The organism is Streptomyces sp. NBC_00045, from assembly GCF_045041095.1.
Classification (GTDB): domain Bacteria; phylum Actinomycetota; class Actinomycetes; order Streptomycetales; family Streptomycetaceae; genus Streptomyces.
Genome location: NZ_CP108271.1, coordinates 308,039 through 324,098, shown reverse-complemented (window position 1 = coordinate 324,098; position 16,060 = coordinate 308,039). Strand labels below are relative to the sequence as shown.

The 16,060-nt window shown below is 70.1% G+C and carries 14 protein-coding genes; 5 read left to right on the top strand and 9 right to left on the bottom strand.

Annotated elements, in window-relative coordinates:
• Window positions 1–14: 14 nt before the first annotated feature.
• Window positions 15–2,885 carry an AAA family ATPase gene (locus OHA65_RS01695; protein WP_329312335.1) on the bottom strand — a complete coding sequence of 957 codons (2,871 nt, stop codon included), beginning with the start codon at window positions 2,883–2,885 and terminating at the stop codon, window positions 15–17.
• Window positions 2,886–2,991: 106 nt separating this feature from the next.
• Here OHA65_RS01695 and OHA65_RS01690 point away from each other — a divergent pair, with 106 nt between their 5' ends.
• Window positions 2,992–3,168, top strand: a complete 177-nt coding sequence (locus tag OHA65_RS01690) for a hypothetical protein (protein ID WP_329312333.1) — start codon at window positions 2,992–2,994, stop codon at window positions 3,166–3,168.
• Window positions 3,169–3,183: 15 nt separating this feature from the next.
• Here OHA65_RS01690 and OHA65_RS01685 read toward each other — a convergent pair whose 3' ends face one another.
• From OHA65_RS01685 to OHA65_RS01675, 3 genes are all read right to left on the bottom strand, one after another.
• A complete protein-coding gene (locus OHA65_RS01685) occupies window positions 3,184–3,990 on the bottom strand; it encodes a hypothetical protein (RefSeq protein WP_327281252.1) in 807 nt (268 codons plus the stop codon).
• A 66-nt stretch (window positions 3,991–4,056) separates the two neighbouring features.
• Window positions 4,057–4,563: a SigE family RNA polymerase sigma factor gene (locus tag OHA65_RS01680; protein WP_327281251.1), complete on the bottom strand. Its 507-nt coding sequence runs from the start codon at window positions 4,561–4,563 to the stop codon at window positions 4,057–4,059.
• A gap of 1,557 nt (window positions 4,564–6,120) precedes the next feature.
• Complete coding sequence (locus OHA65_RS01675) at window positions 6,121–6,498, bottom strand: hypothetical protein (protein WP_328761229.1); 378 nt, start codon at window positions 6,496–6,498, stop codon at window positions 6,121–6,123.
• A 306-nt stretch (window positions 6,499–6,804) separates the two neighbouring features.
• On the opposite strand from OHA65_RS01675, the gene OHA65_RS01670 reads away from it, so the two are divergent.
• Window positions 6,805–7,116: a hypothetical protein gene (locus OHA65_RS01670; protein WP_327281249.1), complete on the top strand. Its 312-nt coding sequence runs from the start codon at window positions 6,805–6,807 to the stop codon at window positions 7,114–7,116.
• Between the two features lie 593 nt (window positions 7,117–7,709).
• The gene (locus OHA65_RS01665; protein ID WP_328761227.1) at window positions 7,710–8,564 is read left to right on the top strand and encodes a hypothetical protein; all 855 of its coding nucleotides are present in this window, start codon (window positions 7,710–7,712) and stop codon (window positions 8,562–8,564) included.
• Between the two features lie 481 nt (window positions 8,565–9,045).
• Here the strand turns inward: OHA65_RS01665 and OHA65_RS01660 are convergent, their stop codons facing one another.
• The 5 genes from OHA65_RS01660 to OHA65_RS01640 all read right to left on the bottom strand — a co-directional run bounded on the left by OHA65_RS01660 (window position 9,046) and on the right by OHA65_RS01640 (window position 13,688).
• Window positions 9,046–9,927, bottom strand: coding sequence for an NAD(P)-dependent oxidoreductase (locus tag OHA65_RS01660; protein WP_327281247.1), 882 nt, complete (start codon window positions 9,925–9,927; stop codon window positions 9,046–9,048).
• A gap of 13 nt (window positions 9,928–9,940) precedes the next feature.
• Window positions 9,941–11,053 (bottom strand): radical SAM protein, encoded by a 1,113-nt coding sequence (locus OHA65_RS01655; RefSeq protein ID WP_328761225.1) that lies wholly within the window; start codon window positions 11,051–11,053, stop codon window positions 9,941–9,943.
• Between the two features lie 12 nt (window positions 11,054–11,065).
• Window positions 11,066–12,154: a pentapeptide repeat-containing protein gene (locus OHA65_RS01650; RefSeq protein WP_405760889.1), complete on the bottom strand. Its 1,089-nt coding sequence runs from the start codon at window positions 12,152–12,154 to the stop codon at window positions 11,066–11,068.
• 80 nt (window positions 12,155–12,234) lie between these two features.
• On the bottom strand, window positions 12,235–12,933 hold the full coding sequence (locus OHA65_RS01645) for a hypothetical protein (protein WP_327281244.1): 699 nt from the start codon (window positions 12,931–12,933) through the stop codon (window positions 12,235–12,237).
• Entirely contained in the window at window positions 12,930–13,688 is a 759-nt protein-coding gene (locus OHA65_RS01640) for a class I SAM-dependent methyltransferase (protein ID WP_328761222.1), read from the bottom strand. The genes OHA65_RS01645 and OHA65_RS01640 overlap by 4 nt, the downstream gene beginning before the upstream one ends.
• Before the next feature lie 220 nt (window positions 13,689–13,908).
• Here OHA65_RS01640 and OHA65_RS01635 point away from each other — a divergent pair, with 220 nt between their 5' ends.
• Window positions 13,909–14,889: a glycosyltransferase gene (locus OHA65_RS01635; protein WP_327281242.1), complete on the top strand. Its 981-nt coding sequence runs from the start codon at window positions 13,909–13,911 to the stop codon at window positions 14,887–14,889.
• Window positions 14,886–16,058 carry a glycosyltransferase family 4 protein gene (locus OHA65_RS01630; RefSeq protein WP_327281241.1) on the top strand — a complete coding sequence of 391 codons (1,173 nt, stop codon included), beginning with the start codon at window positions 14,886–14,888 and terminating at the stop codon, window positions 16,056–16,058. The genes OHA65_RS01635 and OHA65_RS01630 overlap by 4 nt, the downstream gene beginning before the upstream one ends.
• Window positions 16,059–16,060: the final 2 nt, after the last annotated feature.

Genomic DNA, 16,060 nt, shown 5'->3' with positions numbered 1-16,060 from the left:
CTGCCGTGGCGTCCTCAATCGCGCGCCGCGGCGGCCCACACGCCGGCCAGAGCAGCACGGCCGGAGACTCCGACCTTCGCGTAGACCCGGCCCAGGTGGACTTCCACGGTCTTGGGACTCAAGTGCAGCCGCAGACCGATGTCACGGTTGGTCAGGCCGTCCGAGACCAGGTTGACGATCTCGACCTCACGGGCGGTCAAGTCGAACCGTTCGGCGCCGCTTTCGGGCCGGGGGCCGCGCGCGTTCAGACGCCGCTCCTCGCGCGCGACCTGCGGCAGGAACAGTTGCGCGTCACACCGCGTGAACAGCGCGCGGGCGGACAAGAGGTGCGCACGGGCCTGGTCGATGGCCCCGCCGCCGCCGAACGCCGTCGCGGCGAGCAAGTGCGCCCGCCCGGCCTCCACGGCCGCCCCGATCCGGCCGAACGTGCTGGCAGCGGCGACAGCGAGCAGTGCGGCTGCCGCCGGATCCGTTGGCAGCGTGGCGATCGCGCGGGCCTGCTGCGCCATGGCGGTGCGCAGCGGAAGCTGGAGCTGACCGGCCACTTCCTCCGCTCGGGCCGCCCATGCCGTGGCCGCGGCAACGCGGCCGGCCGCGACCTCCGCCTCCGTGAGCATCAGGTAGACCAATGGCCTGGTCCGGAGGCCCACTGCGGGCAGTTCGGCCCCACCGCTACTGGTGAGCAGCAGCTTGATGCAGGCGTGCGGATCACCCGAGTGCAACATCGCCTGCGCTAGCATCGCCTCGGCCTGGCCACTGCGCCAGGAACTCATCGCCGTCGCCTGGTTGTTGACGACGATGGCCTCCTTACCCAGGCGGATGGCCTCGGCCAGGTCGCCGCGCCAGGTGGTGATCCAGCACCCGAAGGTCAACGCCATGACGCGCAGCTCCTCGCTGCCGGTCAGTTCCGCCGAATCCAGGCTGTCGTCGAAGCAGGTCGTCGCCGCCGCCAGCTCGCCGAGGTAGGCATGCACCATGCCGCGGACCGCGGTCAGCAGCGCGATCTTGTGGGACTGCCCGCTCACGCGGGCCAGTTGCAGGCCACGGCTCATGTGCCGGCTCGCCGCCGTGAGCCGGTCGGCGGAGACTTCCGACCAGCTCAGCCAGAACGCCGCATCGATGTCGCGGACCAGGTCGCTGTCGGGCAGCGCGTCCAGGAGTGCGGCCGCCTCGTCCAGCCGGTCCGCCCGCCGGTCGATGAGCGTTGCGGCCGACAATGCCGTCACCAGCAGCATCGGGTCCCCGACGTCCCGCGCGGCGGCGATCGCCTCGGCCACCCGGTCCTGTCCGCGCTCGTGCTCGACGCTTTCACCGGCAACGAGCGCGACGAGCAGGACGGCCGCCGAGTGTGCGTCAACGCCCTCGACGCGTTTCCACTCGCTGTGCAGCATCGCCCTGGCCTCGGTGTAGCGCCCGAGGATCTGCTCCACCGTCGCACAGGCCCGCGCCGTCTGTGCCCGGATCTGGGTGAGTTCGGCAGGCAGGAGCCGCAGCACCTCGTGCATGGCTTCCCTGGCCTGCCGCAGATCGCCAGTAGCGCCCAGTGCGTGTGCCAGCCGGCCGAGCAGGGTCAGGCGCTGCGGCGTGGCCGACTGCGAGTCGGGGAGCAACCGGATGGCCGCCCGCAGGAAGTGCCCGGCGGTCGCCGGCGTGGTGTGCATCGTCGCCTCGGCCGCCTCGGTGAGCGCCGCGACCGCCTCGTGGTCACCACGGACGGCGGATCGCTCCACGTGCCGGGCGAACTCGGCGGGCGGCGCGCCCCGGCTCCGGAGTGCCGACGCGGCCCGGCCGTGCGCCTGCAGCCGCCAGCCAGGGCCGGCGTCCTGGTAGGCGACGCTGCGCACCAGCGGATGCCGGTACCGGAACCGGCCGCTCGCGCCGTCCAGTCGCACCAGGTCACGCTCGGCGAGCCGGTCGAGCGCGGCGAGCACGGCCCCGGCGTCCATTGCCGCCGTTTCGGCGAGCGAATCAGACTCGAAGTCGTCACCCACGACCGCGGCGGCGTGCGCGACGACCCGCTCTTGCGGTGTCAACGCGGCCAACTCGGCAGCGAGCACGGCGTGGACCGCCACCGGGATCGCCGCGTCGGGGTGGAGCGCCGCATCGCCCACGGCGATGCTCCGCTCATCGGCCCGCACCAGGGCTTCCAGGTAGAACGGGTTTCCGCCACTGGCCCGGTAAAGCTCTTCCCGCCGGGAACGGCTCAGACCTTCCGGCATGACGTGGCCGGCATCGGCTCGGCTCAGCGGCGCGAGTTCCAGCAGCTCGGCCACCCCGTCGGACGCGGCGCGGGACAGCGTGTGCCACAGCCGCAGCGACGTCTGCCGGGGCCTGCTCGCCAATGCCAGGGTCAGCCGCGCCTGGGGCGGGTGCCGCAAAAGGTGGTCGAGCAGCTCGACCGAACCCTCGTCCGCCCAGTGCAGATCGTCGAAGACGAGCACCAGCCCGGAGGGCTCGGCGACCAGCTCCAGCAAGGCGCGCACCGCGCGGTGCAAACGGTACCGCTCGGCGTCGACCAGGTCGGCGGGACCGGGGGCGGGTATCGCCGGGAACACGGTCGCGAGAAGGGCGAGCTGCTGTTGCCCGAGGGCGGCGAGACGCTCCGGGCCCAGCTCGGCGAGCCGGTCGTCGAGCGCGGTGACGAACAGACCGAACGGAATGTGGGTCTCGAACTCCGCCGCGCGTGCGCTGCGGACCGTTCGTCCTGCTGCGTCTGCGAGCTTCCCCAGCTCCGTCAGCAGCCGGCTCTTGCCGATCCCCGGTTCGCCGGTGACCGCGACGCACCAGGTGCCGCCTTGGCCCGCCAGCACCGTGCGCAGGATCGCGACTTCTCGCGCCCGGCCGGGAAATCCGCCGCGGGGTTCCCCTTTTGCCTCTTCAGTCATCCTGGCGTCGACTCACTTTCCATCCGCGACCAGGCGATGGTATCGAGGCTCACGCGTCGTCAGGCGCCCAGCCGATCACCTCCTCGGACCACATTGGACAGATGACGTGCTGATCGACATCCGTAAATGCCGCATTGTGCACCGCGACATCGGCAATGCGGGTCAACAGGTGCCGCAGGGCCGGGTGGTCACCGACTTGACCGTGAGGACGATCCGGTCGATGACTGCCTCACCGGCCTCCGCAGCGGTCGGCGCTGGGCCGACACCCGTTCCGCCCCTGTGACGGCATGGCAATGGGTCAGCCAACGGCACCGAGGATCGGCGACCAGACGGCACCGGTGAGTGCGGCCACCACCTGCTGTTCGGAGAGCGGGGGAGCCGTACGGGTCGGCTTCGGTGTGTCGGCGTCACTGCCGCCGCCGGCGCTGTTCCACTGCACCATTTGAAGCTGGGCGCCGGTCGCCTTCAGGGTCACCGTCACCGTCCAGCGGTGAGCGGTGTCGGTACGGGCCGGGTGCTCGGCCGCGTTCCGTTCCGACATCACCACGGCCCCTCCGGGAACCGCGGCGCTGCTCGGCAGCTCGCTCAGTTTGCACGTGTCGCCTTTGGCACGGGCGGGCGTACGCTCGCAGCTCAACCCGTCGCCGTCCCTGAGCGGCAGCTTGAGCCGCACGGCCGAGACACCGACCATGGCGGCGCCCTGGCCGTCGTCGACGAGCAGTCGACCGTTGGCAACCTTCCCACTGGACGGGTCCGAGGGGTCGTTGCTCTGTCCGGCGGCTTCACTGAACCGGCTCCCGGGGAACGTCTTCTCCAGAGCCTCGACCATCTGGGTGCCGGTGATCGCGGAACGGGGCATCGCCAGCGCCACCGCCTCGATGTCAGATCCTGCGGGTCGGGCTCCGGCGAGCGCGCCGGGGATGACCAGGCCGGCTACGGCAATCACGGCGCAGGCGCCGACCCCGGTGATGACGGCGACACTGCGTCGGCGCCGACGGCTGCGTCGTCCGCGCTCGACGGCTCCGCTCAGAAGGGCGGTGAGATCGGGTTCGAGGGAGTCGGTCGTGCGGTCCAGGGCATGTGCGAGGTCTGCTTCGAACGGCATGCTGGCGTCACCTTTTCTGTTGCTGATGGGGGCTTTGCGGCGGGTTCGACCTGGTAGCACCGGTGCTCAGTGCGGAACCAGGTCGGGCAGGCTGTCGCCGAGCAACGCCCGCAGCCTGCCGAGTGCCCGGGTGCCCTGGGAGCGGACCGCGCTCCTGCTCAGCCTGAGCATCTGCGCGGTCTCCTCGATGCTGCGGTCCTCCCAGTAGCGCAGCAGAAGCACCGCCCGGTCGCGGGGCGGAAGTTGGCCGAGCGCGTCCATCAGGGCGAGCCGCAGTGCAGTGTCCGGGCCGGACGTCGCGCTGTCGGGCATGTTCCCGAGGGGGCGCTCGCCGGTGCTCCGCCGACGTCGCAGGCTGAGGAAGGTGCGGACCAGAACCGTCCGGGCGTAGGCCGCCGGGCTGTCCGCACCGGCTACCCGCTTCCAGTGCACGTACACCCGGGCGAGGGTTTCCTGGACCAGGTCTTCGGCAAGATGCGTATCACCGGCCGCGAGGACGTACGCCGAGCGGTACAGCTCCTTCGCCCTCGCTGCCACGAACTCCAGGTACTCATCCTCCTGTGCTGATTTCACTCGGCCCCCGCCTGTTCTCTTGTTCTGTGATCCCTGTGCATACCTTTCTTGACTACGTGAGACGTCAGGATGTCGCGCGGCAGAGGCACCTTCTTTTCCACCGCCGCGTCAACAGGTCCCCTCGTGGCCGGAGGAGCGACGCCCGGCCCGGTGGGGGCCGACTGCGGCGCGTTGTCCATACCTCCCAACCACCTCACCCAGCCTGACCTCAGCCGCGTCCCCACGGCCTGCGCAGAAGGGCCAGCACTCCTCGGCTGGTGTCTGGGCCGGGCTCCTGGGCTCACTTCCTCCCGGCAGCCCGCGGACGCCATCAAGTAGGAGGCCGATGCCGTCTCGCCCGGTGCCGGCCTCTACGGCGAATTCGGCGATGCCGAGGAGGTCACGGCCCCCGAAGTTGTTCACCCGGTGCGTCGAAGACCACCACAACGCACAGCGTCGCCGCCAGCGGCAGCGGGACCAGCCCGCCGAGCAGGCCGCGCCCTCCAGTCGGTGGCTGGCGGCCTCACCGTGACTTCAGTCCCACGGCGTCGGCCGCCATCGGCCCGTGACAGCGGGATCGTCGGCCGCTGACGCGGACCGTCCGCAGTCCGCCCGGGCCGGGCGACCCCGGAGGTTCCCGTCCATTGTCCAGCCATCCTGCTGACCCGGGCCAGCATCGCCGTCGCGCTGACGGAGGAACCTTCGACCGCCGCTTGGAGGGCAGCCTCGTTCAGCTTGGGGAGGTCCGTCTTGGAGGCCGCCACGACGGCTGCGGAGCTGGCGGTCGGCGCGGCGAGAGCGGGGGTGGCGGCGCTGAGGACCACTGCAGTCAGGGCCGTGCAGGCCAGCCCCGCCAGCGACAACCGCTTCCTACGGCCCCTCACGGTGGCGGTCGCGCGGTCGGCCGGGGTGTTCTCTGAAGTCATGCCCTGACTCTGACGAAGGATGACTGACCAGCCATCAGGGACCGACCCCGAGACGCCCCGGAGCCACCCCTGATGGAGCCGGGACACCTGGCGCTCCGCGACGAGGCCCCGACTGTTCGGTCGCGGACCGTGGCCAGGGTGCCGTCCACGATCCACAACCGGTCGGCATCCGCCACCGGCTTCCGCGCCGGCTCCAGCGCGAGCACCGGGCGCAGGCAAGAAGTGAAACAGAGCCGACCGTATGAAGGTCGGCCCTGTTCGTGCGGCAACCTGGGCAGTGCGGCCCGTGGTGTCAGTCGCCTCCGCCGCCACCGCAAGACGAGCCGCCACCGCAGGACGAGTCGCCGCCGCAGCCGAATCCTCCGCCGTCGCCCCAAGAACTGTTGCTCCGCCTCCGCGACGGCTTGCCCCTGCCGCGGACCGCTGCGATGGCTATCACGATCAAGGCGATCGCCAAGACCACGAGATATCCCATGTTTCCACCCCCGTTTCCTCACCATTGTCATCAACATGAGGAGGAGGGCCCCGCTACTTGAGGAACATGAGAGCTTGAGCTCTTACGCCTCTCGCATCCGCCCCGCCCGCAGCCCGTGCTCTGGGCGGGGCGTCCGTGGCTGGGACCGACCCGGCTGGGAGTGCCCGTGCGACCCGCTCACAGGACCGCGACCGTGAAGGGGTTGTCGACGTAGCTCCCCTTGAGGTCGTACGTGTAGACCGTGACCGTGTTCGCGCCGCAGACCGGATTGGGCGCAGTGCTGAAGCTGCGCCGGTTGGAGTTGGGCAGCTCGACCTGAACCACGCTGAACGCAACGTTCACCTGGTCGCTGACGTTCACGCAGTACCGGCCGGTGTCGACGTGGCGTACCCAGTCGATGTTCTTCGCCCGCTTCAGTGCACCGTCGGCGGAGACGTCAGCGGCGGCCTGGACGTAGGGCGAGGTGATCGGCGTCGGGCCGTCCGCGGCAGCAGGAGCAGCGAATGATCCGGTAACGGCGACGGCAACAAGCAGGACGGGCACAGAACGGTGCATGACTCACACTCCCGGCGACGGTGGCCCCACAGCGGGCCGCGAACCATCCCACCACCCTCACCGACTCCTCTGTACGACGCGGCCGCAACGCCGACCCGGTATCGGCCAACCGGGAGCGAGGCCACCCACCTGGCCCCCGGGACGCATTTCACAAGGCCGCGGAGTTCTGATCGCCCCGCCGGGATACGGGAGCGCCTTCCCCTGCACGAGGGGCCCAAGTCGGCCATTCGTGTCCCATCCGCGGAGGCAGAGGGCCGGCTCGGAGTACGGTGGCCACCCGCTCACAGCCTTGCGGAAAGGAGGCCGGTGCCGGCTGAGGCCGGCCCGGACGACATGTCGTACTCGATGAAGCGCACTCCCCGTGGTGGCCTTCGTGTCGCCGCCATCGCCACCGCCACCGTCACTGCCCTCGGCGGACTTCTGCTCACCCCTGCCGCGGCAACTGCCGCACCTCCCGATGCGTGCCGGTGCGCCGCCCTGCAGCGCGACCTCGACGCCTACCGCCGCGGTGAGGTCCAGTACTTCGTCGACCCCGTCCCCGCATGGACGAAGGAAGCGGCGCGGCACGGGTGCAACATCCGCGGCCTTGACCGACCCGGGACCCTCCAGGACGGCTAGCGGCACGTACTGCGCCCGCGATGGAGCGCCTAGGTAAAACCGGCGCGGGGTGATCTTCCTGAGTTCCCACCGGGCCGCGTACTCCCGGGTCGGCGTCGTCTCGTGACGGGTGTTGATCTAGTCGGTCAGGCGGCCTGGGACCAACCGTGCCACGCTACGTAGTTCGCGGATCAACTGCCCGATGCCCATGCCCCCCGGTTGCCGCCGGGGCTGGATGGGAAGTATCCGACCGCCGCGACCGACTCATGGGGCCATGACGGTCCGACGCGACGAACATGAGCAACGTCGTGCCGCTCACGTGCTCCTTGAGGCGACGCGTTTGCGGGCAGCAGGGAGGCGTTCCATCGCGCAGCAGGCCCGTGCGGCGCCGCTGACCGCAGCATCGACCAGCTGAGCCGCCCGGGGCATGAACCACGCAGCTCCACGCCGTTCGGGTGTTTCGGTGGCCCCGAGTGCGCGGCTGCAAGCCGTGCACTCGGGGGGAGAACTGCCCGGCCCCTCCGGTGCGTGTTCCGGACTCTCGCTGGAGCCCGGAGGCGAGCCGGCGGGCCCGCCGATCGGGCATTCCCGGTGGGCACGTACCCTCACCTGCCATGACGTACCGCAGGCGTATGTGGCAGGCGACATCCTGGCTGGCGTGGAAGGGCGGGGCCCCGGCTCCGTGGCATCTCGCTGCTCTCGACGAGGCCTACGCGCTGATGGACGAGGGCCGGTTCGAAGAAGCGGAGGCGCGGGCAGGCGCCCTCGTCACGGCCCGGAAGAGCCGGAGGGGACGGGACCGCCGGCCGGGCACCCTCTGGCTGGCCGCCTACGTCGCCGCCCGCGCGGCACGCGCCCACGGACGACAAGAGCCGTCACTTCTGGCCGAGTTCGAGGCACTGATCACAGAGGCCGAGCAGACGTACGACATCCACCACAACCTCCTGTTGCCCGCCCGCTTGAACCGCGCGTGGGTGCTGATCGACGAGGAACGGCCCGCCGAAGCGGAGGCCGAAGCCCGAGACGTCTTGCGTGCCCTGGCGCGGCGGGCACAGCCCGTTGCGGACAAGAAGTTCGAACTGTCCGCCCTGATCTGTCTCGGACACGCCTTGTGCGAGCAGGGACACCACGAGGAGGCGGAGACGATCGCCCGCGCACACCTGCCACGGGCCGACAAGGGTGTCGTGCCCCCCCTTCGAACCCTGCTGAGCCGCAGCCTGTCAGGGCTGGGGCGCTACGAGGAGGCACTGGCAGAGTCGCTGGAGACCCTCCCCGAGCCGCTGCCCCAAGCCGCCGGGCACCTGGAGCTCCACAGGGCAACCGCCCTGCACGCCCTCGGACGCAGTGACGAGGCCCGGGCGGAAGCCGGCCGGGCACTGGCCGCCTGCGAGCGGTACCTCCACCCGGAGCACCCCCGCACCGCGGCGATCCGCGCACTGCTGTCCCGCATCACCCCGCCCCAACCGTAGGTGCCATCACGCCCCGTGCCCTGCATGGGCGGTCGGTGTGCCGACGGTTTCGGGAGGGCTCGCGGTTGGGCCCAGCGAGGCCGGTGTGGGCCCGCGCGCATCAAGGTCAGCACCTGATGGAACGGCTACGACGCGCTCGTCGGCGCGGGCGACTACTCCGCGACGGGCGGGCCGACCTGCTCGCCCGGTACACCTCGACGGGCGACGCCGGCACCGCGACCTTCGCCGCCCGGGTGAATTTCGGCACCGGTTGGAACCTCTACAAGAACATCATCCGAGTCCCGCGGCCGCCCGGTCGCGCAGCACCACGGCGCGGGCCCGTCCACCGGCATCGGCCCGGCCGGCCGGGCCCGCGTCCGCCGCCGGCACCCCCGGCTATGAACGGGCAGCCGAAGAGTTGCCGCAGTGGCAGTCGCCGGCTTGGAACGCGCGCGAAGCACATCCGGACACGCCGCCGATCTGTCCACCTGACCCAAGCCCACTAGCGCTTGGCGAAGTCCTCGACGAGGCGTTCGATGCCTTCCTGGATGCCCGTCGTGGCCCGCCACCCGAGGACGCGCGCCGCGCGTGCCGGGTCGCCGACGAACCGTCCCACGTCGTAGTGCCGTGGCGCGGCCATCCTGATCGTGCCACCGGAAGCGCAGCGGACGGCCAGGTCCGCCAGTCGGGACAGGGAGGTCGCGCGGCCCGAGACCAGGTGGAGCGCGGGTAGTCGGCTGCCCGACGACAGCCGCTCCACCATCCGGCTGAGGGCCTCGGCGACATCGCTCACATGGGTGAAGTCGAGTGTGGTGTCGCCACCGTCGATACGCAGCACACCGCCTTCTGCCGCGAGCCGGGCGAAGGCGGGCGCCACCCGGTCGGGGTGGTCGGCCACGGAACCGTACACGCTGGAGAACCGCACGATGGCCGTGTTGAGTCCGCCGGCCCGGGCCTGCTCGACGAGGAGTTCCGCGTCCAGTTTCGACCGTGCGTAGCAGTTCAGCGGCGCGAGTCCCGCCGACTCGCTGACCGGAAGGTGTCGAGCCTGTCCGTACACCTCGCGACTGCTGCCGAAGAGGAACCAGGGGCGGACCTCGCGGAGCGAGGACGCGGCGGCGAGGACGTTGCGGGTACCGATGACGTTGACCGCGTGGCACGCACCGGGATCGTGTTCTCCCCAGATGACCCGGGAGACCGCGGCGAGGTGCACGACGCCGGAGCAGCCCGCCATGGCGGATGCCAGGGCGTGCGGATCGACGACGTCGTGACGCCTGTCGGCAGCGATGTCGTAGCCGACGACCTCGTGGCCGTCCGCACGCAGCCTTTCGGACAGGGCGGAACCGATGAGCCCGTGACTGCCCGTGACGAATACGCGAGCCATGCGTCGCCTCCCGTCAGACCTGGTCCCGAGTGACGATCGGAAGGACCAGCCGCTCCCCGGTGCCCCGGCGGACCGCGGGGCGGGTCGGCGCCAGGAGATCGGGAACCCGCTTCACCACGTCCGCGTAGTAGGGCGGGTTGTTCGTGGTCGCCACCGAGACTGAGCAGTGCCGTTTGATGGGGCAGTGCTCGCAGTAGGGGATGCGGCCGTCCCGGAACCCCTCCATGCTCTCCCCGGACCACACCTCGCGCAGGCTCTGCCGCAACACGTTGCCGATGATGGGCTCGTGCGCGTACTCGATGCCGTTGCAGGGCAGGACGGATCCGTTCGGGTAGACGAGGAGAAAGGTGTCGGGCTTGTCGCACCGCTCGTGTGCTTCCTCGACGGACGCCCAGTACTTGCCGAGCGCGTAGTCCGCCCCGACGAGGTCGTCGGGGAACATGACCGGGAACTCCTCACCGAACCGGCCCAGTTCCCGGTACCTTTCGGTGGCTTCCGGAAGAACCTTTTCCCGGAACTCGGATATGTCGTCCCGCGTCATCAGCAGGGACCGGTCGATGTGATCGTTTTCCGGATACACGAAGGCCAGCGAGTTCGCCCCGTTATCGAAGGCGAAAGAGATCACTTCCGGTAACTCGCGGAAGTTCTGCCTGCTCAAGATGAAGTGCAGCACCAGCCGCAGCGGGCTTTCCGCGACCGCTCGCATTCCGGCGAACATCCGCTGCCATCCGTCCCTGGATGCACGGAGCCGGTTGTGGGTTTCCGGATCGAGGCTCATGATCGATATGCACGCCTGGTCGAGCCCGGCCGCAGCCAACTCGTCTGTCTGCTGCTCCAATTGGAAACCGGTGGTATTGATCGAGACGAACCAGCCCAGACGCTTCGCCTCCCAGACGACGGCGGGCAGGCCCGCGTAGATGGTGGGTTCCCCGCCACTGATGTCGAGATAGCTCGCGCCCAGCTCGTCCGCTTCTCTGATCACCCTCGCCCAGTCGTCCACGCCGAGCCGGACGTCCTTCGACGCCTGGAAGAGCATCTGCCGGGAAGAGCAGTAGGGACAGTCGCTGGTGCAATGGATGTTGGGCTTGATCGTGAGGTACTTCAGCGTGGGTACGGGCCTGTTCATCAGATCACCTGCTCAGTCGGTCCGGAGCACACCCGTGCTCGCGTGGAAGAAGATCGCGGCGGCGTTCCTCGATCGCTCACCAGGGCCCACCCGATGGGTCAGCGGTCGTACGGTGGACACCCGGCCGAGGGCCCGTCCCGCACCGAGGAGCGGCGCCGACTGTAGATCCGCCGCACGCCACCCGCCACCTTCGCGTACGTCCAGGCCCGGCGGATCCTCGTACATGTGGAGGGTGGCCACCCCGCTGTCCTGGTGCTCGGGGAAACGGTCACCCGGTCCGGAGCCGGTGTAGTGCAGCAGCCGGACGGTGATGCTGCCGCGAGCGAGGCCGATGCCCGGTTCCCTTCCCCCGGTGAGCGACAGGTGCGCAGCGACCGCGTCCAGGAGCGGCACCACCATGGTGCACGCGAGGGTGATGAGTTCGGTCATTGCGGCGAGTTCGTTGCGCAGCGAGCGCGGCCAGTTCAGATCGGGCTCCGCGGCGCTGACGTGCCACCGCTGGGTGTGGGGCGCCCCGGGTGTGACGCTCCACCCGGGGTCGTGATTGCGGACGAGACCCGACCAGCACTCCTCCTTCTCGGCGGCGGGAAGCGCGAAAAGACCCTGGCAGGCCAGTGCAGCGAGCTCGGCGAGCCGCGCACCGGCGGACGTCGCCGACCAGCGCAGCAACCCCTCCGCCGCGAACCGCTCCACCTCGTCCTGGTCCGGCTGCCGGTCCAGCCGGCCGATCAGGTGGGAAGGCTCCGCCGTCGCCGACAGGTCGTCCGGCAGACGGGCTCCGCGCAGGTCGGCGGCGGCGAGGACCGCGCCGGTCAGCACCGAGTCCCGGACGTCCGCCTCCCGCAGGTCCGCGTGGCGCAGGTCCGCCTCCCGCAAGTCGGCATGGCGCAGGTCCGCCCAGCGCAGATCGGTGCGCCGCAGGTCGGCGCCGGCCAGCCTCGCTCCATTGAGCCGCGCCCCGCGCAGGTTGGCACCGACCAGCCGGGCACCGGAGAAGTCGGTGCCACGCAGGTCGGCCGTGCCCTCACCATCGCGGAGGTTCCCGCCGCTCAGATTGGCGTAGGACAGGTCCAAGCCCGCGGCGTTCGCACCGCGGAGCACGCCCGGAGCCGACGCGGGGCCGTCGACGGCCCACTGTCGGCGTGATTCTCGTGGTGGTTCCGGCACGCTTGCTCCCTTCGCTACCAGTAGCACTGCCAGACGTCGTCGATCTTCAGGGCGTGGCCTTGCAGCGTGATCCGGGGTCTGTCGGGGGAGAGGAGCGAGGACGGGTGCAGCGGGGCGATCTGGTGGAGCTCGTGCCCCGAGTGCAGCAGCATCGCCCCCGGGGCGTAGTCGATCGCCTCCCTGCGCAGCGCGTCGAGCCGGTGGTCGCCCGTAGGGCCGGTGGAGTGCAGCCAGAAGACGACGCCCGCGCCCCCGGTGGGGACGAGGAGCGGAACCGTGAACGACGCCTGCTCGCAAGGGCGGTCCACAGCCGCGTTCCACCAGCGCAGCTTGCGGTACTGCAGGTCGTGGTGCATGGCTGCCACAGGACGTGTGAAGTCGGCATGCGGCTCCATGATCTGGAACCCCGGGAGTGCCAGGCCCTCGGCGGGTACGGTGGGGGACCCCAGGAGTTCGGCGAGACGGGAGAACAGCAGCTCGTACAGACCCGCGAACCGTCCCATCAGGAACGCGTTGGCCGCCGGCAGCTCATCGCGGTAGGGCGTCCCGTCGGCGCCGACACTGTCGAGGAAGACCGCCGAGCCGAGTGAGTAATAGGGCAGTTGCGGATGGCGCCGCCGCCAGAGTCCGCGCGCGGCAAGCACCTCGGACGCCCAGCGTTCGGCCGTGGCGCTGTCCGTCAACGGCACGAGCCCCGGTGCGTCCGTCGTCATCGGCTTCGCTCCGTTGCGCCCTGGCGGTGCTGGTTCACCTCTGCGATCAACAGGTCCTGGCCGGGGTGGTCCCGCCGTGAGCGTCCTCGGGGGCGGATCCGGGGATCCGCGGCGTAGCTCCTCACCAGACGGAGTCCGGCGCGGCGCATCTCCTGTTCGATCCATGGCCGGGTGACGAAGGTGTCGCACGCGTTCGTGCCCGGCAGCCGCTCGTTGCGTACGGCGATCCCGTCCGACCCGAGCCGGTGGAGCTCCTCCGGGTTCAGCTGACCCGTGTACGCCTCTCCTCTCTCCGTCATCACGATGCGGCCGTCCGGTCCGAGGATCCTGGACAGTTCGCAGAGCCAGCGCGTGTGCAGCGGTGCGGGGAGGTGGGTGAAGACGCTGATGGCGTAGATCAGGTCGAAGGTGTCGTCCTCGTAGGGCAGGGGCGGCTCGACGCGGTTGTTCACGTACCGCACGGGTTGCAGGTTCCCACGGCACCAGGTCAGCAGGTCGGTCTGGATCTCCGCGGCATGCAGTTCGAGACCGGGGGACGTGGCGAGATGGCGCAGGACCCGACCGCATCCGCACCCGAAGTCGAGTACCCGCGCGGGACGGTGATGTCGAGGGACTTCATCCTGCACGATCGCCGCGATATTCCTCCCGGACTTGTCGAACCAGGCTTTTCTTGAGGTCCCGGATACGCGCGAGCGCAATTCCGCAGGAGCCATGGGGATGTTCACCGATCGCAGATCGAAGATCCGGTCGGACACCAAGGACGTCCACTGTCTGCATCGTCGTAACGTGACGGGCCGCGACATGCTGCGGACAGTATCCGCTGCCACGGGGGTTGGGAAGGGCACCGTGAACGAGAGCGGGGGGACGGGACGCGGTGTAGACACGGCTCCGGAAAGCCGGTGAGAATGACCGCCGAGCCGCATGACCTTCTTGCCCTGTCACCGCCTGCCGCCACGGACGACGAGGAGTGAACAGGTGGACGAAAATTCGAGCTCTCCCGCCGAAAGCACGATCCACCCCACGATCGAAGTCGTCGTTCCGGTACGTCTCAGCCACACCGGTCCGCCCGGGCTGCGGCTCGACAGGCTGACCGAACTCAAAGCCTGCATAGAGTCAGTCCTGCGCGCCATTCGCCACAACCAGGACGAGGTGGAGGGCGTCGATCGCTGGCACAAGGCAACTTTGACGGTGGTGGACGACCATTCCGAGCCGCCGCTCGTGGAGCAATTGCCACGGGACCTGCGGGAACAGCTGGTGATCTTACCGAACCGCGGTACGGCGGGTCAGGCGGGCGCCTTGAACCACGCGCTCAGCCGCACTCCGGCCAGCCACGTGGCGTTCACCGACTCCGACTGCACCGTGGCGCCCGACTGGCTCTCCTCGATCGCGCACCATTACTCCCTGCACCCGGACCACATCGGAGTCGCAGGCCCCAGTTGGCTGTTCGGGCGGTCCGAGAAGCTGTGGAGCAGGTACGTCACCCTGTGCGAATCGGAGCTGATGCGGTACAGCTTCACCCGGTACGTCGACCGCCGGGCCGGCTCCTCCTCCCGCCTGGACTGCCGGAACCTGTCGCTGGAGGTGGCGGGCGCGGCGTCCCTCCTCGGTGACCGGTTCTTCACCGAAGGGCGCGGTCCGAGCGTCAGCGGCCAGACCTCCCACCGGATGAGGGCGGCTCTGTCCGGCGCGGGCCGGACCCTGGGGTACTCCGACGCCATGACCGCCAGGCACAAGCCGGTCAGTTCCGTGAAGGAGACGGTCGCGACCTACTACCTGCGCGGCCGGGACGGGACCTACCGCTCCCTCTACGCGCCACACGGCAGCCTCGTTTCCGCGCTGGGGCGCCGCTACCTCATGGGTCACTTCGTCCGGCCCGCCCTCGCCTCCCCGGGCACGGCCTGGTACGCGCTCGTCGCGCACACGGCCTACTGGATCGGCATAGCCAGGTCGGCGTGACCACCGGATCCGGCACCCGCGTGTACGTCCTCGGTGACAACTGGCTTCCCGGTGTGGGGGGTCTGGAGAACCACACGGCGGCGCTGACCGACCGGTTGTCCGCCACCGTTCCCGTCGAGATCCTGACCTCCGAGTCCAACACCGAGGACCACGGCAACCCGGCGGTGCCCGTCAGACGATTTCCGGTCGCCGGGGACGCGGGCTACTACGAGGGCGTCAGGGACCACCTGCTGGCGGCCCGTGGGCAAGGCCCCTTCGTCCTCCACGTGATGGGCTTCTCGTACTTCTGGCCCGAGGCACAGGCACGGCTGGTCCAGGAGGTGGCGCACCGCACGGGGTGCCCGGTCGTTCTGAAGGTGCCCACCAGCGGCCATGCGCAGCGGTACCTGACCGCAGAGTTCAGTGCCGCGCGGGCGAGCATCTCGGCCTTCATCTGCCTGAACTCGGGCACGTACCGGGAGATCAGGGACGGGGGAGTGCCAGCGCACCGGGTCGTCTCCCTGCCCAACGGTGTGGACACACGACGTTTCCGCGTCAGCGACAGGGCGGCCCGCGCGGCCGCACGGGCGCGCCACGGCGTGGGCCCCGACGAGACCGTGGCCCTGTTCGTCGGGCGGCTGACCTCGCAGAAACGCGTCGACCTCCTGGTCGACGCCGTTTCCGCGGCGAACGCCGAAAGGCTGAGGCTGCTGTTGGTCGGCCCGAGCGACGCGACGTACGGACCGGCGTTCGACCCCCGGGGGCTGCCCGCCGGGGTCACCTGGCTGGGTACCACCAAGCATCCCGAGCGGCACTACGCCCTGGCCGACGTCTACGTCTCCACCTCGCTCGCCGAGGGGATGCCCAACTCCGGGCTCGAAGCCATGGCGAGCGGGCTGCCCCTGCTCCTGTCGGACATCCCCGGGCACCGGGAAATCGTCGAAGCCGGCCGGAACGGGTGGCTCGTCCGGCCAGCCGTCACGGACTTCGCCACGGCTCTCGCGGAACTGCCCGCGCGGGAACAACTGGAAGCCATGGGCGAGGAGTCCCGGCAGCGCGCCGAGACGGAGTTCTCACTCACCACCGTGACGGAGCGATACCTCCAGCTGTACCGAAACGTGTGGGACGCAAAGAGCGACGGTGTGGCCGCGACCGAGCTTCGCCCCGGCCGCCGGGACGAGGAGGCTTGACG